The sequence below is a fragment of the Kineococcus terrestris genome, from assembly GCF_041020755.1.
GTDB classification, from domain to species: domain Bacteria; phylum Actinomycetota; class Actinomycetes; order Actinomycetales; family Kineococcaceae; genus Kineococcus; species Kineococcus terrestris.
This window is the reverse complement of record NZ_JBEUEI010000005.1, coordinates 133,113-159,772: the sequence shown is the minus strand read 5'-3', so window position 1 is coordinate 159,772 and position 26,660 is coordinate 133,113. Positions and strand designations below refer to the sequence as shown.

General features: G+C 77.5%; 27 protein-coding genes. 7 read left to right on the top strand and 20 right to left on the bottom strand.

Features of this window, described 5'->3' with window-relative positions; translation table 11 throughout:
- The first annotated feature begins 23 nt into the window (after positions 1–23).
- Together AB8M62_RS05350 and AB8M62_RS05345 are read left to right on the top strand one after the other, a co-directional pair.
- A complete protein-coding gene (locus AB8M62_RS05350) occupies positions 24–1,664 on the top strand; it encodes a flavin monoamine oxidase family protein (RefSeq protein WP_369056008.1) in 1,641 nt (546 codons plus the stop codon).
- Positions 1,665–1,726: 62 nt separating this feature from the next.
- A complete protein-coding gene (locus tag AB8M62_RS05345) occupies positions 1,727–3,079 on the top strand; it encodes an APC family permease (RefSeq protein ID WP_369068874.1) in 1,353 nt (450 codons plus the stop codon).
- Here the strand turns inward: AB8M62_RS05345 and mptB are convergent.
- The 4 genes from mptB to AB8M62_RS05325 form a co-directional block, all read right to left on the bottom strand.
- The gene (gene mptB / locus AB8M62_RS05340; protein ID WP_369068873.1) at positions 2,974–4,455 is read right to left on the bottom strand and encodes a polyprenol phosphomannose-dependent alpha 1,6 mannosyltransferase MptB; all 1,482 of its coding nucleotides are present in this window, start codon (positions 4,453–4,455) and stop codon (positions 2,974–2,976) included. The genes AB8M62_RS05345 and mptB overlap by 106 nt on opposite strands.
- Positions 4,456–4,477: 22 nt before the next feature.
- A complete protein-coding gene (locus tag AB8M62_RS05335) occupies positions 4,478–5,215 on the bottom strand; it encodes a glycosyltransferase (RefSeq protein ID WP_369068872.1) in 738 nt (245 codons plus the stop codon).
- Between the two features lie 37 nt (positions 5,216–5,252).
- Positions 5,253–7,286 (bottom strand): SpoIIE family protein phosphatase, encoded by a 2,034-nt coding sequence (locus AB8M62_RS05330; protein ID WP_369068871.1) that lies wholly within the window; start codon positions 7,284–7,286, stop codon positions 5,253–5,255.
- Between the two features lie 124 nt (positions 7,287–7,410).
- Entirely contained in the window at positions 7,411–7,893 is a 483-nt protein-coding gene (locus AB8M62_RS05325; RefSeq protein WP_369055982.1) for an ATP-binding protein, read from the bottom strand.
- A 251-nt stretch (positions 7,894–8,144) separates the two neighbouring features.
- Here AB8M62_RS05325 and AB8M62_RS05320 point away from each other — a divergent pair, with 251 nt between their 5' ends.
- Positions 8,145–9,092 (top strand): glucosyl-3-phosphoglycerate synthase, encoded by a 948-nt coding sequence (locus tag AB8M62_RS05320; RefSeq protein WP_369068870.1) that lies wholly within the window; start codon positions 8,145–8,147, stop codon positions 9,090–9,092.
- A 22-nt stretch (positions 9,093–9,114) separates the two neighbouring features.
- On the opposite strand, the gene AB8M62_RS05315 is transcribed toward AB8M62_RS05320, so the two are convergent.
- Positions 9,115–9,438: a rhodanese-like domain-containing protein gene (locus tag AB8M62_RS05315; protein WP_369055984.1), complete on the bottom strand. Its 324-nt coding sequence runs from the start codon at positions 9,436–9,438 to the stop codon at positions 9,115–9,117.
- 170 nt (positions 9,439–9,608) lie between these two features.
- On the opposite strand from AB8M62_RS05315, the gene AB8M62_RS05310 reads away from it, so the two are divergent.
- Entirely contained in the window at positions 9,609–10,175 is a 567-nt protein-coding gene (locus tag AB8M62_RS05310) for an SSI family serine proteinase inhibitor (protein ID WP_369068869.1), read from the top strand.
- Between the two features lie 13 nt (positions 10,176–10,188).
- On the opposite strand, the gene AB8M62_RS05305 is transcribed toward AB8M62_RS05310, so the two are convergent.
- The 3 genes from AB8M62_RS05305 to AB8M62_RS05295 form a co-directional block, all read right to left on the bottom strand.
- Positions 10,189–10,395, bottom strand: coding sequence for a hypothetical protein (locus tag AB8M62_RS05305; protein ID WP_369055986.1), 207 nt, complete (start codon positions 10,393–10,395; stop codon positions 10,189–10,191).
- Positions 10,396–10,487: 92 nt separating this feature from the next.
- A complete protein-coding gene (locus tag AB8M62_RS05300) occupies positions 10,488–11,645 on the bottom strand; it encodes a glycerophosphodiester phosphodiesterase (RefSeq protein WP_373694854.1) in 1,158 nt (385 codons plus the stop codon).
- A gap of 78 nt (positions 11,646–11,723) precedes the next feature.
- On the bottom strand, positions 11,724–12,611 hold the full coding sequence (locus AB8M62_RS05295; RefSeq protein ID WP_369068868.1) for an Fpg/Nei family DNA glycosylase: 888 nt from the start codon (positions 12,609–12,611) through the stop codon (positions 11,724–11,726).
- Positions 12,612–12,656: 45 nt separating this feature from the next.
- Here AB8M62_RS05295 and AB8M62_RS05290 point away from each other — a divergent pair, with 45 nt between their 5' ends.
- The 3 genes from AB8M62_RS05290 to AB8M62_RS05280 all read left to right on the top strand — a co-directional run bounded on the left by AB8M62_RS05290 (position 12,657) and on the right by AB8M62_RS05280 (position 14,613).
- Positions 12,657–13,328 (top strand): Pr6Pr family membrane protein, encoded by a 672-nt coding sequence (locus AB8M62_RS05290; protein WP_369068867.1) that lies wholly within the window; start codon positions 12,657–12,659, stop codon positions 13,326–13,328.
- 114 nt (positions 13,329–13,442) lie between these two features.
- Positions 13,443–14,060, top strand: a complete 618-nt coding sequence (locus AB8M62_RS05285) for a TMEM165/GDT1 family protein (RefSeq protein ID WP_369055989.1) — start codon at positions 13,443–13,445, stop codon at positions 14,058–14,060.
- Between the two features lie 166 nt (positions 14,061–14,226).
- A complete protein-coding gene (locus tag AB8M62_RS05280; RefSeq protein WP_369055990.1) occupies positions 14,227–14,613 on the top strand; it encodes an ATP-binding protein in 387 nt (128 codons plus the stop codon).
- Positions 14,614–14,622: 9 nt separating this feature from the next.
- On the opposite strand, the gene AB8M62_RS05275 is transcribed toward AB8M62_RS05280, so the two are convergent.
- The 12 genes from AB8M62_RS05275 to AB8M62_RS05220 all read right to left on the bottom strand — a co-directional run bounded on the left by AB8M62_RS05275 (position 14,623) and on the right by AB8M62_RS05220 (position 26,659).
- Positions 14,623–15,792: an MFS transporter gene (locus AB8M62_RS05275; protein WP_369068865.1), complete on the bottom strand. Its 1,170-nt coding sequence runs from the start codon at positions 15,790–15,792 to the stop codon at positions 14,623–14,625.
- On the bottom strand, positions 15,789–16,217 hold the full coding sequence (locus AB8M62_RS05270; protein WP_369068864.1) for a hypothetical protein: 429 nt from the start codon (positions 16,215–16,217) through the stop codon (positions 15,789–15,791). Before AB8M62_RS05270 ends, AB8M62_RS05275 begins: the two co-directional genes overlap by 4 nt.
- Positions 16,214–16,576 (bottom strand): hypothetical protein, encoded by a 363-nt coding sequence (locus tag AB8M62_RS05265; protein ID WP_369055993.1) that lies wholly within the window; start codon positions 16,574–16,576, stop codon positions 16,214–16,216. The genes AB8M62_RS05270 and AB8M62_RS05265 overlap by 4 nt, the downstream gene beginning before the upstream one ends.
- 57 nt (positions 16,577–16,633) lie before the next feature.
- Positions 16,634–17,491 (bottom strand): hypothetical protein, encoded by an 858-nt coding sequence (locus AB8M62_RS05260; RefSeq protein WP_369068863.1) that lies wholly within the window; start codon positions 17,489–17,491, stop codon positions 16,634–16,636.
- On the bottom strand, positions 17,484–18,167 hold the full coding sequence (locus AB8M62_RS05255) for an RNA polymerase sigma factor (protein ID WP_369068862.1): 684 nt from the start codon (positions 18,165–18,167) through the stop codon (positions 17,484–17,486). The genes AB8M62_RS05260 and AB8M62_RS05255 overlap by 8 nt, the downstream gene beginning before the upstream one ends.
- A 68-nt stretch (positions 18,168–18,235) precedes the next feature.
- Positions 18,236–19,723 (bottom strand): NCS2 family permease, encoded by a 1,488-nt coding sequence (locus AB8M62_RS05250; RefSeq protein ID WP_369068860.1) that lies wholly within the window; start codon positions 19,721–19,723, stop codon positions 18,236–18,238.
- A 162-nt stretch (positions 19,724–19,885) separates the two neighbouring features.
- A complete protein-coding gene (locus AB8M62_RS05245; protein ID WP_369068859.1) occupies positions 19,886–20,716 on the bottom strand; it encodes a putative protein N(5)-glutamine methyltransferase in 831 nt (276 codons plus the stop codon).
- A complete protein-coding gene (locus tag AB8M62_RS05240) occupies positions 20,710–21,351 on the bottom strand; it encodes a GntR family transcriptional regulator (protein ID WP_369068857.1) in 642 nt (213 codons plus the stop codon). Before AB8M62_RS05240 ends, AB8M62_RS05245 begins: the two co-directional genes overlap by 7 nt.
- Positions 21,352–21,361: 10 nt before the next feature.
- Complete coding sequence (locus AB8M62_RS05235; RefSeq protein WP_369068856.1) at positions 21,362–23,008, bottom strand: dipeptide ABC transporter ATP-binding protein; 1,647 nt, start codon at positions 23,006–23,008, stop codon at positions 21,362–21,364.
- Positions 23,005–24,744, bottom strand: a complete 1,740-nt coding sequence (locus tag AB8M62_RS05230; RefSeq protein WP_369068887.1) for a gamma-glutamyltransferase family protein — start codon at positions 24,742–24,744, stop codon at positions 23,005–23,007. The genes AB8M62_RS05235 and AB8M62_RS05230 overlap by 4 nt, the downstream gene beginning before the upstream one ends.
- Before the next feature lie 59 nt (positions 24,745–24,803).
- Positions 24,804–25,706 carry an ABC transporter permease gene (locus AB8M62_RS05225; RefSeq protein ID WP_373694853.1) on the bottom strand — a complete coding sequence of 301 codons (903 nt, stop codon included), beginning with the start codon at positions 25,704–25,706 and terminating at the stop codon, positions 24,804–24,806.
- A complete protein-coding gene (locus tag AB8M62_RS05220; RefSeq protein WP_369056000.1) occupies positions 25,703–26,659 on the bottom strand; it encodes an ABC transporter permease in 957 nt (318 codons plus the stop codon). Before AB8M62_RS05220 ends, AB8M62_RS05225 begins: the two co-directional genes overlap by 4 nt.
- Position 26,660 lies beyond the last annotated feature (1 nt).

Here is a 26,660-nt window from a genome sequence, read left to right as displayed (position 1 = left end):
GCCCGGGCGCCGGCGACCTGACGATGCTCGTGCCCGACTTCCCCTTCCCCTACGACGAGCACCTGGCCTCCCCCGCCGGCCTGGGCGGCGTCCCGCCCGAGCGGCGCGGCACCGAGGTCGCCGTCGTCGGCGCCGGGATGTCCGGCCTGGTCACCGCCTACGAGCTGATGAAGCTGGGCCTGCGGCCCGTCGTCCACGAGGCCGGTGAGATCGGCGGGCGGCTGCGCACCGCGACGTTCCCCGGCGTCGACGGGCCCGTCGCCGACCTCGGCGGCATGCGCTTCCCCCGCTCCGGGCGGGCGTTCTGGCACTACGCCGACCTCGTCGGCGCGCGCTCGGCGCCCTTCCCCAACCCGCTGGCCCCGCAGACCCCCAGCACCGTCGTCGAGCTGGGCGCCCGCGCCCACCACGCCGTCACCGCCGACGACCTGCCGCCGTTCTTCGGGGAGGTCTCCGCCGCGTGGGCCGACGCGCTGGAGGAGGGCGCGCGGCACTCGGAGGTCGTCGACGCGGTCCGCCGCCGCGACCTGCGCGGGATCAAGCAGCTGTGGGACGAGACCGTCCCGCGCCTGGACGAGCAGACGTTCTACGAGTTCGTCGCCCGCTCGCGCGCGTTCTCCCGGCTCAGCTACGCCCACCGCGAGACGTTCGGTCAGGTGGGCTTCGGCACCGGCGGCTGGGACACCGACTTCCCGAACTCGGTGCTGGAGGTCCTGCGCGTCGTGCACACCGGCGCCGACGACGCGCACCGGCGGATCCTCGGCGGTGCGCAGTCGGTGCCGCTGGGCCTGTGGCGGCACCGCCCCGACCGGCTCGCCCACCACCCGCGCGGCACGTCGCTGGAGTCCCTGCACGGCGGCTCCCCGCGCCCGGGGGTGGTGCGGATCCGCCGCGGGGACGACGGGCGGCTGCACGTGCTGGACCGCTGGGGCACCGAGCGCGGCTACGACGCCGTCGTCGTCACCTGCCAGTCGTGGCTGCTGTCCGCCGGCATCGACACCGACGAGTCGCTGCTCAGCCACGACCTGTGGATGGCGCTGGAGCGCTCGCACTACATGCAGGCGTCCAAGACGTTCGTGCTCGTCGACCGCCCGTTCTGGCACGACCGCGACCCGGTCACCGGCCGGCACGTGATGTCCACGACGCTGACCGACCGGATGACCCGCGCCACCTACCCGCTGGACGGTCCCGCGGGCCCGGACGGCCCGGCGACGCTGTGCCTGTCGTACACGTGGAACGACGACTCGCTGAAGTGGCTGGCGCTGGACGTCGGCGAGCGCGTCCGGCTCATGCTGCACAGCCTGGGCAAGATCTACCCCGGCCTCGACATCGCCTCCCACGTCCTCGGCGAGCCGATCACCGTGAACTGGGAGCGCGAACCGCACTTCATGGGCGCCTTCCGCGGCAACCTGCCCGGGCACTACCGCTACCAGCGGCGCCTGTTCACCCACTTCGTGCAGGACGACCTGCCGCCGCAGCACCGCGGGATCTTCCTGGCGGGCGACGACATCTCCTTCACCCCCGGCTGGGCGGAGGGCGCCGTCACCACCGCGCTGAACGCCGTGTGGGGGGTGGTGCGCCAGCTCGGCGGCTCCAGCGCCCCCGGCAACCCCGGCCCCGGCGACCGCTTCGCGGAGCTGGCCCCGCTGCGCCTGCCCGACTGAGCCGTCCTCGCGCGCCCGCGCCGTTCACCGCCCGGTCACCCGCGGCCCCTACCGTCCGCCGCGTGAGCGCGAACCCCCCGGCGAACCCACCAGCGGGCCCTCCCGCGTCCCTGGCGCGGCGTCTCGGCACCGGCGACGCCGTCGCGATCGGGCTCGGCTCGATGCTCGGCGCGGGCGTGTTCGCCGCGTTCGCGCCCGCGGCGGCCGCCGCGGGCGCCGGGCTGCTGGCCGGGCTGGCCGTCGCGGCCGTCGTCGCCTGGTGCAACGCCACCTCCTCCGCGCAGCTGGCCGTGCAGCACCCCGCCGCCGGCGGGACGTACGTGTACGGGCGCGAGCAGCTGGGCGAGTGGTGGGGGTTCCTCGCCGGCTGGGGGTTCGTCGTCGGCAAGACCGCCAGCTGCGCGGCGATGGCGCTGGTGGTCGCCGCGTACGCCGCCCCGCCCGGCTGGGAGCGTCCCGTCGCGGTGGCCGCCGTCACGGCGCTGGCCGCCGTGAACTACCGCGGCATCACCCGCACCGCCCGGCTGACGAAGGTGCTGCTGGTCGTCGTGCTGCTCGCCCTGGCGGTGGTCGTGGCCGCCGGGCTCGGCGGCACCGGCGAGCGGGCGGGGACGGCGAGCTGGGACCTGACCGCCGGCGGCTGGTACGGGACGCTGCAGGCGGCCGGGCTGCTGTTCTTCGCCTTCGCCGGGTACGCGCGCATCGCCACGCTGGCCGAGGAGGTGCGCGACCCCTCGCGCACGCTGCCGCGGGCGGTGCTGGGCGCGCTGGCGGGCGCGGCCGTCGTGTACGCCGCCGTGGGCACCACCGCGCTGCTGGTGCTGGGTCCGGACCGGCTGGCCGCCTCGAGCGCGCCGCTGGTGGACGTCGTGGACGCGGCCGGCTGGGGCTGGGCCGAGGTGCTCGTGCGGGCCGGCGCGACGGCCGGCGCGCTGGGCGCCCTGCTCGCGCTGGTGGCCGGGGTGGGGCGCACGACGATGGCGATGGCCCGCGGCGGCGACCTGCCGGGCGCGCTGGCCGCGGTGCACCCGCGCCACCGGGTGCCGCACCGGGCCGAGGTGGCGGTGGCCGTCGTCGTGGTCGTCGTCGTGCTGTCGGTGGACGTGCGCGGGGCCATCGGGTTCAGCTCGTTCGGGGTGCTCCTGTACTACCTCGTCGCCAACCTCGCGGCGTGGACGCAGACCGGGCAGCACCGGCGCTGGCCGCGGCCGGTGCAGGCGCTCGGCGCGGCCGGCTGCGTCGTCCTCGTCGTCACGCTGCCGCCGGCCTCGGTGCTGGCGGGCGTGGCCGTGTTCGCCGTCGGGATCGCCTACCGGCTGGTGCTGATGCGGCGCCGCCGGGCCAGCAGCAGCGGCAGCGCCAGCGCGGCCAGCAGCCACACCCAGGCCAGCCAGGGGCCGACCTCGCGCCGGTAGCCGAGGGTCAGGGCCTCCACGGCCGGGGACATGCCGTCGACCAGCCCCGGCACGTACGCCAGGGCCAGCAGCGACAGCCGCACCAGCAGCAGCCGGTCCAGGGCGGCCGGGGCGGTGGCGGCCAGGGCCAGCGGCCCCCACAGCAGCAGGTCGTACCAGGGCAGCGCGTACGGCGCGGCGAGCAGGTAGCCCAGCGCCAGCAGGCAGGTGGCGCCCGCGGCGGTGCGGCGCAGCTCGTCGTCCGGTTCCAGCGTCGTCGCCGTGCCGGCCAGCCGGCGCGCCCAGACCGCGACCAGCAGCGCCGCCAGCACGAGGGTGCCGGGCAGCAGCGCCCCGCGCGGCAGCCCGGCGTCCACCAGCGGGCGCCACACCGTCGCCAGGGACACGTAGCGGCTGGCGGTGCGGGTCTGGTCGTAGGCGTGCGCGCCGGCCCACAGGTGGGCCGGCACGAGGACGAGCAGCGCGCCCGCGGCGCCGCGCAGCAGCCAGCCCGGCCCCCGCCCGGCCGGGCGCAGCAGGAGGTGCGCGACGAGCAGCCCCGCCCCGGCCGCCGCGTACGGCAGCTTCGTGCCCGCGGCCACGCCCAGGACGAGGCCCGCGGCCAGGGGCGCGCGGGGCGCCAGCAGCAGCGCGCCGAGCGCGGCGGCCCCGGCCAGGACGTCGGCGTGGGCGCCGCCCAGACCGACGGTCAGCAGCAGCGGGTTCAGCGTCCACAGCACGGCGGCGCGCGCGCGGGCCGCCTCGTCGTGGCGCAGCGCGCGCTCCAGCCCGACCGCGGCGGCCGCCCACGCGGCCAGCAGCACCAGCTGCCCCGCCCACACGGTGGCGCGCACGGAGTCCCCGCCGGCCAGCGAGGCCAGCGCGTGCAGCAGCGTGGCGACCGGCCCGTACACCGACGGCGTCTCGCGCCACGGGTCGCGCACCGCGGAGGCGACGGGGTCCCGACCGCCGGCGAACGCGGCCGGGGAGGCCGTGTACGGGTCGCCGCCCAGGGCCGCGATCCGCCCGTAGGCGGCGTAGCTGAGGTGGTCGGCCGAGCCCACGGGGGGCAGCAAGCAGACGACGACCGCGGCGCCCAGCCCCACCCGCAGCACCAGGCGCGGCGGCGGGCGCCAGCCGCGCCCGACGGCGGCCAGGCCGGTCAGCGCCGCCGCCCCGCCCGCCAGGCAGGTGAGGGCCAGCAGGGCGCTGACCAGCGCGGAGGAGGGCCGCAGGCCCAGGTCGAACGGCACCCGGCCCGGGCCCAGGCCGGGGACGGCGGCCGAGGGGCCGGCGACGGCGACGGCCGCCCACGTCAGCAGGGCCAGCGCGCCCAGGCACCCGGCCAGCAGCGGCAGGCGCCCCGCCGGCCCGCCGCGCGCGGCGGCACCGCTCACCGCCGGGACGCCACCGCGGACGTCACCACGGGCGGACCCGCACCCGCCGCTGCGCCAGGGCCAGCGCCACGTCGCGGTACTGGGCGGCGCGGTGGGCCTGCGCGCGCCAGTCGGTGCCGGTGACGCGGTGGTGCAGGTCGCACGGCACCTCGGCGACGCGGAAGCCGGCGCGCACCAGGTCGATCGTCAGGGCGGTCTCCACGCCCCAGCCGCGGGCCAGCGGCAGCGCGGCCTCGAACGCCCCGCGGGTCAGGCAGCGCATCCCCGACAGCGGCTGCTGCGGGGACCAGCCGACGGCGGTGCGGGTGCCGCGGCGGGCCAGGCCCACGACGAGGCCGCGACCGCCGCCGGGGACGGCCTGGCGGGGCAGGACGGCGATCGTCATGTCCGCCTCGCCGGCCAGGACGGGACCGGTCAGCGGCTCGGTGCGCGCGGCGCTGGCGGCGAGGTCGGCGTCGACGAACAGCAGCGGCCGCGGCCCCGTGCCGGGGCGGCGCTCGGCGTGCTCGCGGGCGGCGACGGCGCGGGCGCCGGTGCGCATCGCGGCGGCCTTGCCGCGGTTGCGGCGGTGGGCGACGACGAGGGCGCCGGCGTCGCGGGCGCGGGCGGCGGTGGCGTCGGTGGAGCCGTCGTCGACGACGACGACCAGGTCGGCGACCTCCAGGCCGCGCAGCGCGCGGACCGTCTCGCCGACGCGCTCCTCCTCGTCCTTGGCGGGGACGACCACCGCGACGGTGCGGGAGGGGCGGGGCGGCGGCACGCCCGGAACGGTAGCGGGTGCCCCGGCGGCCGGCCGCTCAGCCGCGCGTCGCGGCCGGCAGCAGGCGCAGCGCCAGGACGGTGACGTCGTCGTGGCCCTGCTGCCCGCGGGTCAGGACGTCCACGAGCTCGTCGACGATCGCGGCGGGGGTGTCGCGGGCGGTGGAGCGGAAGACGTCCAGCGCGGCGGCCATCCCGTCGGTCAGGGAGCGGGCGCGGGTCTCCACGAGGCCGTCGGAGAAGACGACGAGGCCGCTGCCGGGGTCGAGGTGGACGTCGAGGACGTCGTGGCGCGGGTCGCCGGGCACGCCGACGGGCACGCCGGGCGGCACGTCGAGGTAGGCGGGGCCGGTGCCGGTGCACGACAGCGGCGGCAGGTGCCCGGCGCTGGCGGCCAGCAGCCGCCCGTCGCGGCGCAGCAGCCCGTAGAAGAGGGTGACGAGGTCCTCGTCGCGGTCGGCGACGGCCGCGCACGTGTCCAGCCCGCGCAGCACGGCGCCGGGGTGGGGGTCGACGAGGGCGAGGGTGCGCACCTGGGTGCGGACCTCGCCCATGACGGAGGCCGCGCGCACGCCGCGGCCGACGACGTCGCCGAGGACGACGGCGACGAGGTCGTCGTCCAGGACGATCAGCTCGGCCCAGTCGCCGCCGACGTCGCTGCCGGCGGCGGTGGCGGTGCGCCGGTGCGCGGCCAGCCACGGCACGCGCGGCAGCGGGCCGGGCTGCAGGGCCTCCTGCAGGACCGACGCGGTGCTGCGCTGGGCCTCCAGCAGCTGCGCGCGCTCCAGCGCGGTGGCGGACTGCCGGGCCAGCGCGAGCAGGAAGTCGCGCTCGCCCTCGTCCTCGGCGACGGACTCGGGGAAGTGCAGGACGAGGGTGCCCAGCTCGCCGCGCGCGGTGGCCAGGGGCAGGTCGAGCGCGACGACGGCCTGGCCCGGCGACGGCTCGCCGGCGGTCGGCGCCGTCCCGGGGACGGGCAGGCCCTCGACGGGGTGCAGGTCGAGGACGGCGCGCACGGCCCCGGTGCCGCGCACGGCGACGCCGACGACGGCCTCGGCGACCTGCGCGTGGCTGCCGGCGTGGGCGAGGGCGGCGGTCAGCTGCTGCAGGGCGCCGGAGCGGCGCGCGGCCACGACCCGCTCGGTGACGTCGGTGCTGGAGCCGACCCACTCCACGGTGCGCCCGTCCTCGCGCACGGGCACGACGACGACGGAGATCCAGCGCCAGCGGCCGGGCCGCCCGACGCGGTAGCGGGCGCTGAAGCGGGTGTCGGTGTCCAGGCAGCGCTGCCAGCCGGACAGGACGCCGGGCAGGTCGTCGGGGTGGACGTCCTGCTCCCACGCCCGGGCGGTGACCTCCCCCTCGCGGCCGGTGATGGCCCGCCAGCCGGGCAGGTCGGTCTGCAGGTCGCCGTCGCGGCCCACGGTGAACACGTCGAGGCTGCCGGCCTCGGCGAGGGTGCGGTAGCGCTGCTCGCTGCGGGCGGCCGCGGCCAGCGCCTCGCGGGCGGTGTCGAGCAGCTGGGCGCGCTCCAGGGCGACGGCGCACTGGCCGGCGAGCGCCTCGGCGAAGGTCTGCCCGGCGGCGTCCAGCGAGCCGGGGCGGTCGAAGCCGAAGCGCAGGACGCCGACGAGGCGGCCGCGCGCGGTGAGGGGGTGCATGGCCCAGGAGCGCTCGCCGAGGGCGAGCAGCGGCCCGTTGAGGGCGCCGTCGAAGCGGGAGAGCAGCTCCTCGGGGGTGCGCAGCAGCAGGGAGCGGCGGGTGCGGGCGACGTGCGCGCTGGGGGTGGAGGAGGTCAGCGGGACCTCGGGGGCCGCGCCGAGGGGGGAGACGCCCGCGTCGCGGCCGGTGCGCGGGCGCAGCACGCCGGCGTCCTCGTCGAGCAGGAAGACGCTGCAGGAGCTGCAGCCGAGGACGTCGCGGCCGGTGCGCAGGACGACGGTGACGACCTCGTCGACCTCCAGGGCGCCGGCCAGGTGGACGGCGCTGCGCTGCAGGGAGCGCAGGGCGGTGAGGTCCAGGGGGGCGTGGCCGGGGGCACCGGGGGCACCAGGGACGGGGCTGGGGTGCACCGGGTGCGACACCCCCCTCCGGCCGTGGCGTCCCGGCTCGTCCAGGACCTCGGCAAGATATCGCGCTGAGGTGCCTAGAAGTAGCTGAGCGTCACGACCGGACGGGTGACCCCGGGCTCGGCCGTCAGTGGGGGTGGTGGCGGGTGGGCCCGCCGAAGGACGCCCACACGGTGCGGCTGAGGTCGTCGAGGTTCTCCACGACGCCCCACTCGTCGGCCAGGCCGTCCACGATGAACAGGCCGCGCCCGGAGGTGGCGGTCCAGTCCGGCCGCTCCGCGTCCACCGGTGCCGCCGGGCGGCTGGCCGACCCGCCGTCGGTGACGGCGATCTCCACGTGCGGGCGGGCGTCGGGGACCACCTCGCACTGGACGTGGATGTCCCCGCTGCGCAGGGGGCGGGCGTGCCGGACGGCGTTGCCGACGATCTCGGAGACGACGATCTCGATCTCGGCGGAGGCCATCTCGTCGAAGCCGGCGCTGTCCAGCACCCGGCGCACGACGTGCCGGGCGCGGGGCACGGAGGCCGCGTCGTGGGCGAACGACGCCCAGTGGCACTCCGGCACCGGACGAGCACCGGTGGGCATCGGGTCCTCCGCGGTCGTCGACATGGCGAACTCGGGGTACCCGGTGGCGCCGGGGGCGAAACCTGCCCGTCCGACGGGTCCCCCGGACGGGCCCCCGGGACCGCGGACGGGCACCGCGCGGGCACCCGGCTGCGAGCCGGTGGACACGCGCCGGAAACGTCGGACCGCTCCACCGGCGCGGCGTGTGACGCCTGCGTGAACTCCGCCCGCGGGCACTGTCGCCGCCGGTCCCCGCGTGCCACGGTGATCGCGCCCCGACGCCCGAGGAGGGCCCCGTGAAGCTGCCCGTGCAGACGTGGTTCGACCGGTCGACGTCCCGCGCCCGGGACTGGCCGATCGACCGGCTGCGCGCCCACAAGCAGGGCACCCGCGTCAGCGTGGTCCTGCCGGCGCTGGACGAGGAGGCCACGGTGGGCCGGGTGGTGGCCATGGTCCGGCGCCTGGCCGACCAGACCGGCCTGGTCGACGAGGTCGTGGTGATGGACTCCGGCTCCGGCGACGACACCGCCGCGGTGGCCGAGGCGGCCGGCGCGGTCGTGCACCACCGCGACGACGTCCTGCCGGAGGTGGGCTCGCGCCCCGGCAAGGGCGAGGTGCTGTGGAAGTCGCTGGCGGTGACCACGGGCGACGTCGTCGTCTTCGTCGACGCCGACCTGGTGGACCCGCAGCCGCAGCTGGTGACGGGCCTGCTGGGGCCGCTGCTGACCGACCCGGCGGTGGAGCTGGTCAAGGGCTGCTACGACCGGCCGCTGGCGGGCGCGGGCAGCACGGCGGGCGGGCGGGTGACCGAGCTGGTCGCGCGTCCGCTGCTGAGCCTGCACTTCCCCGAGCTGACGGGGGTCGTGCAGCCGCTGGCCGGCGAGTACGCGGGCCGCCGGCGGCTGCTGGAGGCGGTGCCGTTCTGCGGCGGGTACGGCGTGGAGATCGCCATGCTCATCGACACCTGGCGCCTGCGCGGGCTGCCGGCCATCGCCCAGGTCGACCTGGGCCGGCGCCAGCACAGCCACCAGGGCACCGCGGCGCTGGGCCGGATGGCCGCGCAGATCACCAACGTCGTGCACGAGCGGGCCACGGGCGCGCGGCTGGAGGCGCCCGTCCTCACGCAGTTCCAGCGCGACGGCTACGGCCGCTACGCGCCGGTGACGCACTCGCTGGCCCTGGAGGAGCGCCCGCCGATGGCGAGCGTGGAGGGCTACCGCCGCCGGGAGCTGAAGGTCTCCTGACGCGGGGGCTCCTGAGCCGCGCTCAGCGGACGAACGGCTCCTGGCCGCTCTCGGAGACCATCGGGCGGCCCGCGTCCGCCCAGGCGCCCATCCCGCCCTCGACGTTCACGACGTCGTAGCCGTTCTGCTGCAGCCACTCCGCGACCCGCTGGGAACGCCCGCCGGCGCGGCAGACGACGTGCAGCTCACCCTCGGGCAGCTCGCCGAGGCGCTGGGGGACCTGGCTCATGGGGATGTGCAGGGCGCCGTCGGCGTGCCCGGCGTCCCACTCGTCGTCCTCGCGGACGTCGAGCACGACGGCGTCGGCGGGCACGTCGGCGGCGGGGACCTGGGGCACGTCGCTCATGCCCGCGAGCCTACGCACCCCTCCCCCGCCCCCGCCCCTCCCTCACCCCTCCCTCCCCCAGCCGCCCCTCTCCCGCGGTGATCATGGATGGGTGAAGGCGGCGCACATCCATGATCACCGCGGAGGACGGGGGGCGGAACCGTGACGGGCGGTGGACCGTCGAACACCGGGTGACGACCAGCAGGCTCCTGACGGGCACGGCGGCGGTCCTCCTCGGCGCGCTGGCGCTGGGCGGGCTGGCGGCCTGCGGCGAGCAGGGGGCGGGCGGCCCGGTGACGACGCCGGGCACGAGCGCGCCCGCGGAGCCGGACGCGACGGACGGTCAGGACGGCACGGGCGGTCAGGACGGCGAGGGCGACGAGGGCGGCGAGGGGGGCGCGGACGGCGTGCGGGCGGGTGAGCTGACGGTCACGGTCGACGACGGCGCCGGGCAGGTGTCGACGTGGACGCTGGTGTGCGGCGAGGACGGCGGCGCCGGCGGGGACCACCCCGACGCAGCGGGCGCGTGCGCGGCGCTGCAGGGCCAGCGGGACCCGTTCCGGCCGGTGCCGGCGGACATGATGTGCACGCAGGTGTGGGGCGGCCCGCAGACCGCGACGGTCGAGGGCACGTGGGCCGGGCAGCCGGTGCGGGCGTCCTTCGACCGCACGGACGGCTGCCAGATCGCCCGCTGGGACCGCCTGGCGCCGCTGCTGCAGCCGGGCGTGCCCGCCGGGAGCGGCGCGGGCGGCGTCTGAGCCCGTCGCGCGCTCAGGCCGCCAGGTGGTGGCCGGGTCCGGCCAGGCGGGTCGCGCCGCCGTAGCGGGTGCCGCGCGGCGCGACGAGCGGGACGTCCCCGGGCGCGCCGGCGGGGCCGTCCCCGGGGCGGCCGGCGCGCGCCCAGCGCGCCCCCAGGACGGCCAGCGCGAGGGTGAGCGGGGTCAGGGCCGCGGTGGCGGCCAGGAGCACGGTGTCCACGCTCCGAGGGTGCGCCGCCGACCCCCGCCGGGTCATCGCCCCGCCGGGGGATCCCGGCGGGGCGCTCCTGCTCCCGGGGGTGGACCGGAGTCTCAGCCCTCCCCGTCGCGCTCGGCCAGCCAGCGGTCGCGGGCGGCGACGGCCACGTCGGGGCTGTCGGTGAAGATGCCGTCGATGCCGGTGGCGAAGTACTCCTGCGCCAGGTCGACGACGCGGCCGAAGTCCGCCGGGTCGTCGCCGGTGCGGTAGTCCACGGGCAGGAACTCGTTCTCCGGGCGCAGCGTGTAGGGCACGACCTCCAGCCCGGCGCGGTGGGCGTCGCGCACGAGGGTCGTCGGCTCGCCGAGGGTGCCGTCCTCCCGCAGGGGGACGACCTGCGTCAGGGCGGGGCCGACGGCGTTGACGTGGCGCGCGAGGTCGCGCAGCGCGGAGGGGATGAGCAGGTCGGCGTAGGTGCGCGGGTCGCCGGCGGCGACGAGGTCGTACGGGGCGCCCTCGGCGGAGGTGAGGAAGACGCTGTCGGCGCGCAGGCCGTACCGGGTGCGCAGGTCGACGAGGTTGGTCAGCTCGAAGGACTGCACGGTGGCGCCGGAGTCCGGGGCGTTGAGGCCGTACTCGGCCAGCAGCGCGACGACGGACTGCTCCATCGGCAGCCCGATCTCCTGGAAGTACGTGGAGTGCTTGATCTCGGGGATGACGCCGATGTCGCGGCCGAGCTCCTCGGACAGGGCGGCGCGCTCGGCGAGGACCTCCTCGAAGGTGGGCACCTCGTAGAACCCGTCGTAGACCGTGCTCTCCTGCCGCAGCTCGGGCAGGCGCTCCACGGCGCGCAGGGTCTTCAGCTCGGCGAGGGTGAAGTCCTCGGTGAACCAGCCGGTCTGCTCCACGCCGTCGACGGTCTTGGTGGTGCGCCGGTCGGCGAACTCGGGGTGCTCGGCGACGTCGGTGGTGCCGGAGATCTCGTTCTCGTGGCGCACGACGAGGACGCCGTCCTTGGTGGGGACGAGGTCGGGCTCGATGACGTCGGCGCCGGTGCGGGCGGCGAGGCGGTACCCGGCGAGGGTGTGCTCGGGGACGTAGGCCGAGGCGCCGCGGTGGCCGACGACCAGGGGGACGTCGCCGTCGTGCGCGGGGTCGTGCGCCGGGTCGGCGGCCGCGGACAGCGCGGTCAGCGGGAGGGCGACGGCGGCGGCGAGGGTCGCGGCGGCCAGGCGGGCGCGGCGCGCGGGGCGCGCGGGTGCTGTGGTCACGGGGAGCACCCAACCCCCGCCGGGGGCGGGGGCGGAAGACCCGGCGGTGAACCGGTCGTGAACTCCTGCGGACCCCCCCTACTTCAGCAGGCGGGACAGGCGGCGGTCGGCCAGGAGCTTCCCGCCGGTCTGGCAGGTGGGGCAGTACTGCAGGGACCGCTCGGCGAAGGACACCTCGCGCACGACGTCCCCGCACACCGGGCACGGCTGCCCGGTGCGCCCGTGCACGCGCATCGCGGCCCGGCCCGCGCCGGCCACCTGCGCGGCGGGCCGGCCCGCGGCCGCGGCGACCGCCGCGCCGAGCACGTCGCGCAGGCACGTGTGCAACCGCTCGACCTCCTCGGGCGCCAGGTTCCCGGCCACCGCGTACGGGGACAGGCGGGCGGCGTGCAGGACCTCGTCGGACCAGGCGTTCCCGACACCGGCCAGGACGGTCTGGTCGCGCAGCAGGCCCTTGACGCGCTGGCGCGAACCGGCGAGCAGCGCGGCGAGGGAGGCGGGGCCGAAGTCCTCGGCGAGCGGGTCCGGGCCGAGGGCGGCGACGGCGGCCACGTCGGTGGGCTCGCGCACGACGTGCACGGCCAGGCGCTTCTGCGTCCCCGCCTCGGTGAGGTCGAAGCCGGGCGGGCGGGCCGGGTCGTCCCCGTCCTCGGGGGCCAGCCGCACGCGCAGGGCGACGGGGCTCTTGCCGGAGGGGCGCAGCGGCGCGGCGGACAGGGCGGCGGACCAGCGCAGCCAGCCGGCGCGCGCGAGGTGCACCAGCAGGTGCGGGCCGTCGACGTGGACGTCGAGCCACGTGCCGTGCCGGGCGACGCCGGTGACGGTCAGGCCGTGCAGCGCGGTCGGCGGCGGGTCGACGGTCTTGAGGACGGACAGCGCGCCGACCTCGACGCCGGCGACGACGCGGCCGCTCAGGCGCTCGCGCAGGAACCCGGCGAGCGCCTCCACCTCGGGCAGCTCGGGCACGCGCCCAGTCTGGCGCGCCGGGCGCGGTGCGGCACGATCTGCCGGGTGCGCCACCTGCTGACCGCCCTCCGCGCCCTCGTGGTCGTCCTCGTCGTGCTGGGCGTGCTGTGGGTGCCGGCCGCGGGCTGGGACGACCCGCGGCTGACGCCGGCGGGGATCGGCACGAAGCTCGTGTACTTCACCATCCAGTCGAACCTGCTGCTGGCGGCGGTGCTGGCCGTCGACGTGGTGGCCCGGCTGCGCTCGCGGGCGGGCCCGTCGCCGTGGCTGGTGGGCGGGGCGACGTTCTTCGTCACCATCACCGGCGTCGTCTACAACACGCTGCTGGTGCCGGGCGGCGGGCCGGAGGCGGTGCTGCTGCTGGCGGGCCGCCCGAGTTCGGACCTCCTGCACGCGGTGGTCCCGGCGCTGGCGCTGCTGGACTGGGTCCTGTTCCGCCCGCACGGCGTCCTGTCGGTGCGCCGAAGTCTCGTGTGGCTGGTCTACCCGTTCGCGTACTCGGTGTTCGCGATCGTCCGCGGCGGTCTCGTGGACAGTTCCGTGCGGTACCCCTACTGGTTCCTCGACCCGACCGAGATCGGTTGGGGCGGAGTCGGTCTGGCGTTCGCGGCACTGCTGCCGGCGTTCGCCGTGCTGGCCTGCCTGTTCGTGGGGTGCGACAGGGTTTTGGGCCGCGCGCGGCGGCGTGCTTCACTGGCGGCGACTGAGGGGGAGTAGCCCGCGCACCACCGGTCGACATCCTGGCTCCGGCCCGGTCGGTGGGCCCGCCGCACGGCGGGTGGGCGAGACCTTCGGCACCGACGACGACTCCCGGCGCCGAGAGGAAACCCCGTGGACCCCAGCGTGCTCGCTGCCAGCTTCCTGCCGATCCTGCTGCTGGAACTGCCCGACAAGACGTTCGTGGCGACCCTCGTGCTCGCCACCCGGTTCCGGCCGCTGACGGCGTGGGTCGGCGTCGGCCTGGCGTTCGCGGTGCAGTGCGCGGTGGCGGTCACGGCCGGCGGCCTGCTGGCGCGGCTGCCGGACCGGCCGGTGGCGGCGGTGGCGGCGGCGCTGTTCGCGATCGGTGCGGTGACCCTGTTCCGCGGGGCGGCGAAGGCGGCCGCGGCGGAGGAGGAGGCGCTGGCGGAGTACCAGCGCAAGGTGCGCGGCGGGGCCAGCGGCCTGCGCGCGGTGGGGGCCTCGTTCGGGGTGGTGTTCCTGGCCGAGTGGGGCGACCTGTCGCAGCTGTTCACGGCGGGCCTGGCGGCGCGCTTCGACGACCCGCTGTCGGTGTTCGCGGGGGCGTGGGCGGCCCTGCTGGTGGTCTCGGGGCTGGCGGCCGCGGCGGGCGCGGCGATCGTGCGCAAGGTCAGCGTGGCCACCGTCAGCCGGGTCGGCGGGGTGGTGTGCGCGCTGCTGGCCGTGGTGACGCTGCTGGAGGCGCTGGGCGTCGACCTGCCCGTGTGACCCCCGCGCGGGGGTCGGCGACTCCGACGGACCCGTCCGACTGCGAGGACAAGCCGTGGTCCGGGTGATTGACTGTGCGTCACAGGACGGTGACCGAGGCAGCGGCCGCGGCAGGGGCACCGCGCGGTGGGGGCGGACGAGGGCGAGTCAGGGGGTGGGGGGACCGGTGTTCCAGGTCGTCCTCCCGCCCTCCCCCCGCTCGGTCGGCGTCGCCCGCTGGCTCATCACCGAGTGGTGCGCGCCGTGGGTCAAGGCCTCCGAGGTCGAGGACGACACCGTCGAGGCCGCGCTGCTGCTGGCCAGCGAGGTCATCACCAACGCCGTCGTGCACGGCGAGGGCATGGTCCACGTGGCGCTGCGCCGGGTCGACTCGACCGCGCTGCGCGTGGAGGTCTCCGACGAGGGCGGCGGCCTGCCGCTGATCGGCGCCCAGCGCGACGACGCCGAGAGCGGCCGCGGCATCGCGATGGTGGAGATGCTCTCCAGCCGCTGGGGCACCGACCTGGACGTCGGCCCCCTGGGCAAGACCGTCTGGTTCGAGCTGCCGACCTGAGGCGCGCCCTCAGCGGGCCGGCAGCACCACCGCGTCCCGTCCCGCGGCGCGCGCAGCGAACGCCTGCAGCAGCCCCACGGCTGTCATCAGGACCAGCGGCAGCGTCCACGAGCCCGTCCCGGCGTGCAGCGCCCCCACCGCGACGGGGCCGAGCGCGGCCAGCAGGTAGCCGACGGACTGCGCCATCCCCGACAGGGCCGCCGCGCCGGACGCGTCCACGGCGCGCGAGGAGATCGCCGCCAGCGCCGAGACCACGGTGATCCCCCCGCCGGCGCCCACGACGACGCTCGCGGCGACCGTCCACCCGGGCGCCAGCAGCAGCAGCGCGTACCCGGTGCCGGTCAGCAGCGAGCCGGCCACGCCGGTGCGGCGGGCCCGGCGCGCGCTGGTGGCGACCGCCGGCACGAGCAGGCTGGCCAGCACGCCCGCGCCCTGCACGAGCGACAGGTGCCAGCCGGCGGCGGCCTCGTCGAGGCCGGAGCGCTCCACCAGCACCGTCGGCAGCCAGGCGATGAGCACGTAGAACGTCACCGACTGCGCGCCCATGAAGGCGGTGACGGCCCACGCCAGCGGCGAGCGCCACGGCGCCCGGGCGCGGGCCGAGCGCGGCACCCGCGCCTCGGGGCGGCGCAGCTGCAGCGACCAGACGGCCGCGGCCAGCAGGGCGGGCAGCGCCCACACGGCCAGCGCGGTGCGCCAGCCGCCGGGGGCGCCGTCGGCCACGGGCACGGCCAGCCCGGAGGCGGCGCTGCCGGCCAGCCCCATGACGACGACGTAGCCGCTGGTGAGCAGGGCGACGCGGGCGGGGAACGCCTGGCGCAGCAGCGCCGGCAGCAGGACGTTGACGACGGCGATCGCCACGCCCAGCAGGGCCGTGCCGGTGAAGAGCGCGGCGGCCGAGGGGTGCCAGCGCAGCCCCGACCCGGCGGCCAGCAGCAGCAGCGCGGCGAACAGGGTGCGCCGCAGCCCGAGGTGGTCGGCCACCCGCGGCACGGCCGCGGAGGAGGCGGCGAAGGCCAGCAGCGGCACGGTGGTCAGGACCCCGGCGGCGGTGGAGCTCAGCCGCAGGTCGGCGCTGACGGCCGGCACGAGCGGCCCGACGACGGTGATCGGCGAGCGCATCACGCACGCGACGAGCAGGACGCCCACCAGCAGGGCGCCGGCGGCGCGGGGCCTCACGCGGCGGGCCGGGCGCGCCGCTCGGAGCGCAGGTACAGCAGCCCCAAGACGGGCAGCACGAGGGGCACGAAGACGTACCCGCGCCCGTAGACGGACCAGACGGTGGCGTCGGGGAAGGCCTGCGGGTCGGCCAGGCTGAGGGTGCCGACGGTGAGGACGCCGACCAGCTCGACGGTGACGGCCACCCACGCCACCGACCGCCAGCGCGGCCCGGTGCGGGCCAGGCCGAGGGTGGCGACGACGTAGACGAGGGCCGCGAACGCCGACAGCGCGTACGCCAGGGGCGCCTCGTGGAAGCGGGTGGCGATCTGCACGGCGGCCCGGGAGGTCGCCGCGACGGCGAAGACGCCGTACACGGCGACGAGGACGCGGCCCAGCCCGGTGGCGGTGCCCCCCGGCCCCCCGCCCGCGCGCGCGGCGCTCACCGCTGCACCTGCCACAGCACCCACACCCGGTAGCTGAGGACGATGACGGCCAGGCAGGCGACGGCCAGCACGAGGGTGCTGGGCCGGGACCTGTCGGCCATCGCCCAGAACGCGCCGGCGGGCAGCATGAACGGCGCGACGACGAGGTAGGCGATCGAGGTGGCCAGCTCGGCCGGCCGCACGCCGCGGGCCACGTCGACGAACCCGGCCACGACCATGACGAGCACCGACAGCTCGGTGACGGCCAGGGCGACGAGCGAGGCGCGCCCGACGCGGCGGTCGAGGGCGGTGAGGGCGACGGCCCACACGCCCATCGCCAGGGACAGCAGGCAGACGGCGGCGACGAGCGTTCCGGACACGCGAGGACTCTACGAGCCGCCCGCGACCGGGCCGCGCGTCGGCGGGGTCGCGCCGGGTCAGCGCGCGGCGGGCAGGCCGGCGGCGCGCAGGTCGGCGACGGCGGCGGCCAGCAGGGCGGCCAGCCGCGCCTCGCCGTCCTCCCCGGGCGAGCGGACCGTCACGCCGACGAGGAGGTCGCCGGTGCGGGCGGCGCCGGAGACGACGTCGGCGCCCGGCGCGGACGAGCGGGCGGCCCACGCCTCGTCCCAGGCGTCCGGGCCGGGGGCGGTCAGCTCGAACGGCTCCCGCGGGTCCAGCCACCGGCACGCCCCGGTGTCCTCCACCACGTCGGCGAAGGCGGCCGGGCCGCTGCCGGCGACCCAGCCGGTGACGACGACGTCGACGCCGCGGGCACCCGACGTGTCGCCCTCCGGCAGCCAGGTGGTCCAGCGGCCGGCGACCTGCTCGGCGTTGCCGGTCAGGCCCCGGTTGCACTCCTGCCCGGCGACGACGGCCGTGGCGGCGTACTGGCCGAGGTCGCTGAGCAGGGCGTACTCGTCGCCGAGGACGGCGGCCGTGCCCGGCAGGTCGGGCACGTCGTAGGCGACGTCGGCGGGGTCCTCGGGCGCGGCCGTCGGCCCGGGCGGCTCGCCGGTGGGGGCCGGGAGCACCGTCGGCGCCGGAGCGGGTTCCTCCGGCGGGGCCGTGGCCACGCGCGTCGTGGTGGTCGAGGGGTCCGGCAGCAGGGACCCCAGCGCGGGCACGGCGGCCACGACGGCGGCGGCCAGCAGCACCTGCCCGGCGCGGCGTCGCCGGCGCAGGGCGCGGGTGCGGCGGCGGGTGCCGGTGACCAGCGAGGCGGTGTCGACGCGGGCGCCGTCCCCGGCGCGCAGGGCCTCGCGCAGGACGGCGGCGGGGTCGCGGTCCTCAGCCACGGCCGTCCTCCCCGGCGGACTCCTGGGCGAGGAAGCGGCGCAGGGAGGCCAGGCCGCGGTGGGCGTTGCTGCGCACCGTGCCGGTCGTGCAACCGAGCAGCGCGGCGATCTCCTCGTCGGGCAGGTCCTCGTACAGGCGCAGGACGAGGACGACGCGCTGGCGGTCGGGCAGCCGGCGCAGCAGGGCCAGGCAGCGCTCGCGCTCGGCGTGCCGCTCGGCGGTGTCGGGGGTGCGCGCGGCGCCGGGGTCCTCGGGCAGCGCGACCGGGTCGGCGGCCTGCTCGTGGCGGCGGAACGCGCGCCGGCGCCAGGAGGTGACGGCGTTGACGAGCATCCGGTGCAGGTAGGCGGTGGGGTCGTCGACCTCGGCGAGCCGGTCGCGCTTGACGACGGCGCGCGCGAGGACGTCCTGCACGACGTCCTCGGCCTGGTGCGGGTCGCGCAGCAGGGCGCGGGCCAGCCGGACCAGGCGCGGTCCCTCGCGGGCGACGAGCTCGGCGAGGCCGTCGCCGGCGAGGTCCGGCCCGGCGGGACCGGGCCCGGCGGCGGGGGAGTCCCCTCCTGCTCCCCCGGCGCCCGGCCGCGCGCGCACCCCGGTCCCGGCCGGCCACGCGGACGCCGGTGGGGCGTCGGGACCGGCTGCCGCGAGGTCCGCGGCCGGGGAGGAGGTGCGCACACCGGGACGACGCCGTGGACCCACCGCTGCGTTGCACCCCTCCCCGGACTGCTCCGCCCGGTCCGTCCTCAGGCGCCGAGGAGCCCGCGCAGCGGGTCGATGGCGAAGTAGACGACGAACAGGACGGCGACCACCCACAGCAGCGGGTGGACCTGGCGGGCCTTGCCGCGGGCCAGCTTCAGGACCGCGTAGGCGACGAACCCGGCGCCGATGCCGGCGCTGATGGAGTACGCGAACGGCATGAGGACGATGGTGAGGAACGCGGGCAGCGCGATCTCCAGGTCGTCCCAGTCGATGCCCTTGACCTGGGTCATCATGAGGAACCCGACGACGACGAGGGCGGGGGCGGCGGCCTCGTAGGGCACGATCGCGACGGCCGGGGCCAGGAACGTGGTGAGCAGGAACGCCACCCCGGTGACGACGCTGGCCAGCCCGGTGCGGGCGCCCTCGCCGACGCCGGTGGCGGACTCGATGTAGCTGGTGTTGCTGGAGACGCCGGCCGCGCCGCCGGCGGCCGCGGCCAGGGAGTCGACGACGAGGATGCGCCGGGTGCCGGGCGGGTTGCCGTCGGCGTCGAGGAGGTCGCCCTCCTTGCCGATGGCGACCATCGTGCCCATGGTGTCGAAGAAGTCGGCCAGCAGGAGCGTGAAGACGAGCAGGGCGACGCTGACGACGCCGATGCGGTCGAACGAGCCGAGCAGGTTGAACTGCCCGAGGGTGCCGAAGTCGGGCGCGCTGATCCACGTGTCGGGCAGCGCGGGGACGTTCAGGCCCCAGGCGCGCTCGTCGCGCACGGAACCGTCCTCGCCGGTGCGGGCGCCGAGCCGGGCGACGGCCTCGACGACGACCGCGAGCACGGTGGCGACGACGATGCCGCCGAGGATCGCGCCGCGGACCTTGCGGGCCATGAGGACGACGATGAGCAGCAGGCCGACGACGAAGACGAGGGTGGGCCAGCCGGACAGGAACCCGCCGATGCCCAGCTCCAGCGGCGTGCCGCTGCCGGAGCGCACGACGCCGCCGTCGACGAGGCCGACGATCGTGATGAACAGGCCGATGCCGACGCTGATGGCCGTCTTCAGCTGCGCGGGCACGGCCCGGAACACGGCCTCGCGGAACCCGGTGAGGACGAGCACGAGGATGATGAGGCCCTCGAGGACGACCAGGCCCATCGCGTCGGCCCACGTCATGCCGGGCAGGGACGCCACGCCGAAGGCGAGGAACGCGTTGAGCCCCAGGCCCGTCGCGAGCGCCAGCGGGTAGTTGGCGACGACGCCCATGAGGATCGTCATGAACCCGGCGACGAGGGCCGTGGCGGCGGCGACGGCGCTGAGGTCGGGCGCGCTGCCCCCGCCGAGGAACCCGCCGGTGCTGTCGGGCTGGGTGCCGATGATGAGCGGGTTGAGCACCACGATGTAGGCCATCGTGAAGAACGTGGCGAGGCCGCCGCGGACCTCGCGCGCGACGGTGGAGCCGCGTTCGCTGATCTTGAAGTAGCGGTCGACCGCCGAGCGCGGGCGCGACTGCCGGGTGGACGTGGGGGTGCGCGGGGCCATCGAGCGTCCTCGGGGGCGTGGGGGCGGGGGCGTCGGACGGCCGCGACGTCGAGGCCGACGCGCATCGTGCCACGCTCCGGCGGGGGTCGTGGCCGCCCGAGCCCCCGCGGCCCCCCTCCCCGCTCCCCCTCCCCCCGTGATCTCGCTGGGATCCCCGCGAGATCACGGAGGGGAGGGGGCGGTGGCGACGAGGACGGGCTCGCCGGGGTCGTCGCCGGGGTCGTCGCCGGGGGCCCAGGGGTCGGGCGCGGCGGGGGCGGTCACGACGCGGACGGCCAGCCCGGCGCCGCGCAGGACGGCGGTGGCCGCGGGCACCTGCGGGGCGCCGACCTCGGTGACCAGGTGAGCGCCGGGAGCCAGCCACGACGGGGCCTGAGCGGCCAGGCGGCGCAGGACGTCCAGGCCGTCGGGGCCGCCGTCGAGGGCGCGGCGCGGTTCGTGGTCGCGGAACTCCGGCGGCAGCAGCGCGACGGCCCCGCGCGGGACGTAGGGCACGACGGCCAGCAGCAGGTCCACGCGGCCGCGCAGCCGCGCCGGCAGGGCGTCCAGCAGGTCCCCGGCGTGCACGTCGCCGAGCCCGCTGAGGTTCTCGCGCGCGCAGGCGACGGCCACGGGGTCGACGTCGCCGGCGTGCAGCTCCAGCGGCGGGCCGGGCGAGGCGGCCAGCGCACGGGCCAGCGCCCCGCCGAGGGCCCCGCTGCCGCAGCACACGTCGACGACGACGGCCGGGCGCGGCAGCCCGAGCGCCACCGCGACCAGCCGCTCGGAGCGCCGGCGCGGCACGAACACGCCGGGCCGCACGCGCCAGCGGTGCCCGGCGAACCCCGCCCAGCCGAGGACCTGCTCCAGCGGCGTCCCGGCGGCCCTCGCGGCGACGGCGTCCGCCAGCCACCGCGGGTCGCGCCCCTCGGCGAGCAGCAGGTCCGCCTCCCGCTCGGCCAGCACGCACCCGGCCGCGCGCAGGCGGGCGACGACCTCGCCGCGGGTCAGCACCGGTGCGCGGGCCGGAACGCGCGGCGGGAGTTCTCCACGTGCCGGCGCATGAGGTCCGCGGCGCCCGCCTCGTCGCCGCCGGCGATGGCGGCCACGATCCGGCGGTGCTCGGTCCACGCGCGCTGCCCCTGCTGCGGCACGGTCGTGGTGTACGCCCACTGGATGCGCTCGGCGACCCGGCGCAGCACCATCGCCATGCTCGGCGAGCGCGAGAGGCGGGCGACGGCGTCGTGGAAGCGGGTGTTCAGCTCCGCGCCGTCGGCGGCGCGGCCGTCGGCCAGCGCCGCGAACCCGGCGTCGACGATCGCGGTGAGCTCCTCGACCACGCCGTCCGCGTCGCCGCCGGCGACCCGCCGGGCGCAGCGGCCCGCCGTGATCTCCTCGACGACGACGCGGACGGCGTACAGGTCGGCCAGGTCGTCCACGGGCACGTCGGCCACCCGCGCGCCGGCGTTGGGCCGCAGCTCGACGAACCCCTCCCCCGCCAGCGCGCGCAGCGCCTCGCGCACCGGCACCCGGGAGGTGCCGTAGCGCTCGACGAGGCTGGCCTCGGTCAGCCGGGCGCCGGGGGGCAGGTCCCCGGCGAGGACGTCGCGGCGCAGCGCGGCGGTGACGCGCTCGGCGGACGCACCCACGCCCGCCGCCCTACGCCGCGGCCCGTCCGGGGATGGCGGAGAGCAGGTCGGCGGTGTACTCGTGCTGGGGGTCGTCGAACACGGCGTCGATCCTGCCCTGCTCGACGACCTGCCCGCGACGCATGACGAGCACGTCGTGGGCGATCTCGCGGGCGACGGCCAGGTCGTGGGTGATGAACAGGTACGCCAGGCCCAGCTCGCGCTGCAGGCGGTCCAGCAGCTGCAGCACCTGCCGCTGCACGAGGACGTCGAGGGCGGAGACGGCCTCGTCGCACACGACGAGCTGCGGGTCCAGGGCCAGGGCGCGGGCGACGGCCACGCGCTGGCGCTGCCCGCCGGACAGCTCGGCGGGCCGGCGCTGGGCCAGCGCGCGGGACAGGGCGACGTGGTCGAGCAGCTCGGCGACGCGGGCGCGGCGCGAGGCGGTGTCGCCGACCCCGAACACGCGCAGGGGCTCGTCGACGAGGCGCTCGACGGTCTTGGTGGGGTCCAGGGAGCCGTAGGGGTCCTGGAACACCGGTTGCAGGCCGCGGCGCACCTCGCGCCGCCGCTGCCGCCCCGCGCCGGTCAGGGACTCCCCGCCGACGAGGACCGTGCCGGACGTCGGGTCCTCCAGGCCGAGGACGAGCCGCGCGGTGGTCGTCTTGCCGGAACCGGACTCCCCGACGACGGCCGTGGTCGTGCCGGCGGCCACGGAGAAGGAGACGCCGTCGACGGCGCGCACGACCTCGCGCTGCCCGCGCACCCGGTACTCCTTGACGAGGCCGTCCACGCGCAGCACCTCGCGCGGCTCGCCCGCCGGCAGCGGGCGGGCCGGGGCGGCGACGGCCCCCGCCGGGGAGGCGGCGACCAGCGCGCGGGAGTAGTCGTGCTGCGGGGCGCGCAGCACCCCGCGCGCCGGGCCGGTCTCCACGACGCGGCCCTCGGACATGACGACCACGTCGTCGCAGCGGTCGGCCGCCAGACCCAGGTCGTGGGTGATGAGCAGCAGCGACGTGCCGCGGGCGGCGGTGAGCGACTCGAGGTGGTCGAGGATCTGCCGCTGCACCGTCACGTCGAGCGCGGAGGTCGGCTCGTCCGCGACGAGCAGGTCCGGTTCGGCCGCGAGCGCGATCGCGATGAGGACGCGCTGGCGCATGCCGCCGGAGAACTCGTGCGGGTACTGCTTGGCCCGCCGGGCCGCGTCCGGGATGCCGGCCTCCTCCAGCAGCCGCACGGCGCGCTCGCGGGCGGCGGCGCCGCGGGCCAGGCCGTGGAACTCCAGGGTCTCGGCGACCTGCCGGCCCACCCGCGCGGAGGGGTTGAGGTTGGACATCGGGTCCTGCGGGACGAGCCCGACGCGCCGCCCGCGCAGCCGGCGCAGCCGCCGGTCGTCGCCGCGGGCGAGGGCCTCGGTGACGTCCTCCCCGGCCAGGACGACGCTGCCGCCGGTGACGCGCCCGTTGCCGGGCAGCAGGCCGAGCACGGCGGTGGCGGTGGTGGACTTGCCGGAGCCGGAGGCGCCGACGACGGCGACGCGGTGCCCGCGGCGCACGGTGAGGTCGACGCCGTGCAGCACCTCGGTGGTGCCGGCGCCCGTGCGGTAGCCGACGCGCAGGTCGCGCACGCGCAGCAGCTCCTCGGTGGAGCCGTCGCGAGGGTTCTCCACGGCGCTCACCGCCCCACCGCGTAGCCCTGGGCGCCGCGCGGGTTCGCGGCGGCGTGCAGCACCCCGGTGGCGGGGTCGCGCCCGGCGCACGACAGGCGCCCGAGCGTCCAGTCCCCGGCGCGCGTGACGCGGTGGCCGCGGCGCTCCAGGTCGGCGATGACGTCCTCGCCGAGGCGGTCCTCGACGACGGCGCCGCCCGGTGTCCAGGTGCGCGGCCAGAACGAGCCGGGCATGGAGGTGGTGTGCAGGGCGGGCGCGTCGATGGCCTGCTGGGGCTCGTACCCGCCGACGAGGCGGCGCAGCAGGTACAGCAGCTGCCACTGGTCCTGCTGGTCGCCGCCGGGGGAACCCAGCGCCTCGACGGGTTCGCCGTCGCGCAGCAGCAGGGTGGGCGTGAGGGTGGTGCGGGGGCGCTCGCCGGGCCGCAGCGCGGACGGGGAGGTCTCGTCCAGCCACGTCATCTGCAACCGGGAGCCGAGGCAGAACCCCAGCGAGGGCACGACCGGGGAGCTCTGCAGCCACCCGCCGGAGGGGGTGGCGGACACGACGTTGCCCCAGCGGTCGACGACGTCGACGTGGCAGGTGTCGCCGCGGGTGGTGCCGCTGGCCTCGACGGTCGGCTCGCCGACGGTGGGTTCCCCGACGCCGACGGCCGCGGGGGCCTCGGTGCGCAGCGGCGGCACGAAGGGTTCGGCGCCGCCGACGCGGCCGGGGCGGAACTCGTGCGAGGCGTCCTCGCCGATGAGCGCCCGGCGCTGCGCGGCGTACTCCTCGGACAGCAGGACGCGCAGCACGTCCTCGTCGGCGCGCGAGCCGTAGTGCGCGTCGCGGTCGGCCAGCGCGAGCTTGAGCGCCTCCAGGACGACGTGCGCGCCGCGGGCGGTGGAGGGGTCGAGGTCGGCGTCGTCGAACCCGTCGAGGATCCGCAGCGCCTGCAGCAGCACGGGCCCCTGCCCGAACGGGCCGGTCTTGGCGACGGTGGTGCCGCGGAACTCGACGCTCCACGCGGGCTGGAACGAGGCGGAGAACCCGGCCCAGTCGTCGGCGTCGAGGACGGCGGCGTGGTCGGTGCCGGAGGAGTGCCGGTGCGGGGCGCGCAGGAACTCCACGGCCTCGCGGGCCACGCCGGTGCGCCACTCGCGGCGGAACGCCTCGATGCGCGCGACGCGGTCACCGGCGTCGTCGCCGGCGGCGACGAGGCGCTCCAGGGTGCGCGCCCAGGCGGGGTTGCGCACCAGTTCCCCGGCGCGCGGGGGGCGTCCGTGCGGCATCCACAGCGCGGCCGAGGTGGGCCAGTGCTCGGTGAACAGGTCGGCGACGGAGGCGACGGTGGTGCCGACGCGGCCGACGACGGGGTGCCCGTCGCGGGCGTAGCCGATCGCGGGCGCGACGACGTCGGCGACCTCCCAGGTGCCGTGCTCGCGCAGCAGCAGCAGCCACGCGTCCACGGCGCCGGGCACGGCGGCGGCCAGCCCGCCGGCGCCGGGCACGCTGTCCAGGCCCTCGCCGCGGTAGTGCTCGATCGTCGCCCGGCGCGGCGCCGGCCCCTGCCCGTCGAGGACGACGGGCCGCGGGTCGGCGGCGGTGGCGAACACGGCCGTCACGTCGCCGCCGGGGCCGTTGAGGTGGGGTTCGACGACGTGCAGGACGAACGCGGCGGCCACGGCGGCGTCGAAGGCGTTGCCGCCGCGCTCCAGCACGGACTGCCCGGTGGCGCTGGCCAGCCAGTGCGTGGAGGCGGTCATCCCGAACGTGCCGCGCAGGGTGGGGCGCGTGGTGTGCTCGGGCGGGGACGTGAAGGGGCTCACCGGGTGCCTCCGGGGTCGCAGGCGTCGCGCAGGGCGTCGCCGAAGAGGTTGAAGGCCAGGCAGACGAACAGGATCGCCAGGCCGGGGAACAGGGCCGCGGTGGGTGCGCGGTACAGGTACTGCTGGGCGTCGCTGAGCATGATGCCCAGGCTGGGGGTGGGCGGCTGGATGCCCAGGCCGAGGAACGACAGCAGCGCCTCGCCGATGACGACCGCGGGCATGATCAGCGTGGCCTGCACGACGATCGAGGGCACGGCGTTCGGCAGGACGTGGGTGGCCAGGATCCGCGGTCCGGAGGCGTCCAGGCAGCGGGCGGCCAGCACGTACTCGGCGCCGCGCAGGCGCAGCGTCTCCGCCCGCACGACCCGCACGACCTGCGGCACGTGCGCGATCCCGAGGGCGATGGCCGCGTTCGACAGGCTCGCCCCGCGGACCGCCGCCAGGCCGACGGCGATGATGAGGAACGGGAACGCGAGCGTCAGGTCGGTCAGCCGGGACACCACGGCGTCCAGCGGCCGCCACCAGCCGGCCAGCAGCCCCAGCGGGGTGCCGACGACGACGGCGAGGGCGACGGCGAGCAGCCCCACCAGCAGCGAGACGCGGGTGCCGTGCAGGATCCGCGACAGCACGTCGCGGCCGAGGTCGTCGGTGCCCAGCCAGAAACCCGTGGTGCGCCACTGCTGGAACGGGGTGTCGAAGTGCACCTCGTCCGGCGGGTACGGGGAGATCCACGGCGCGAGGGCGGCGGCGGCCACGACGAGCAGCAGCAGGGCGCCGCCGACGACGCCGGTGCGGCTGCGCAGCAGGCGGCGCAGGACGAGACCGCGGCTGGAGCCGAGGTCGGCGGGCGGCGCCGCGCCGGGCGCGGGGGTGCCGGGGGCGGTCTGGACGTCGGTCACCGGGTGCCTCCCGCGACGCGGATCCGGGGGTCGAGGACCGTGTAGAGGACGTCGACCACGAGGTTGATGAGGATGTAGGCGACCGTCACGACGAGCACGACGGCCTGGATGACGGGGTAGTCGCGGCTGAACACCGCGTCCAGCGTCAGCTTGCCGAAACCGGGCAGCCCGAAGATCCGCTCGGTGACGACGGCGCCGGAGACGAGCCCGCCGAGCTGCAGCCCGACGAGGGTGACGACGACGACGAGGGAGTTGCGCAGCGCGAACCGCAGCAGGACCGCCGAGCGCGGCGCGCCCTTGGCGCGGGCGGTGCGCACGTGGTCGGCGCCCAGCTGCTGCAGCGTGGACGCCCGCGTCTGGCGGGTCACGACGGCCGCGGTGGTGGCGCCCAGGATCAGCGCCGGCAGCGTCAGGTGGTGCAGGGCCCGCAGCGGGTCCTCGGCCGGGGAGACGTACCCGGAGGCGGGGAACCAGCCCAGCCCCACGGCCAGGTAGAGGATCGCCAGCAGGCCGACCCAGAACGAGGGCACGGACAGCCCCAGCAGCGAGACGCCGCCGACGGCCTGGTCCACCCACGTGCCGCGGCGCACCGCGGCGAGCACGCCCAGCGCCAGCCCCACCACGACGGCCACCGCGACCGCGTACGTCGCCAGCCACAGCGTGACGGGCAGCGTCGTCGCGATGAGCTCGGTGACGGGCGTGCCGGTGCGCACCGAGGTGCCCAGGTCGCCGGAGAGCAGCCCGCGCGCGAACCGGGCGTACTGCACCCACAGCGGCTGGTCGAGGCCGAGGTCGGCGCGCACGGCGGCCAGGGTCTCGGCGTCCGCCTCCTCCCCGGCGACGGCCAGGGCGGGGTCGCCGGGCAGGGCGCGCGCGGCGGCGAACACGACGACCGAGGCGAGCACGAGCGTCAGCGCGCTGTGCCACACCCGGGTCAGCAGGTAGCGGCCCACG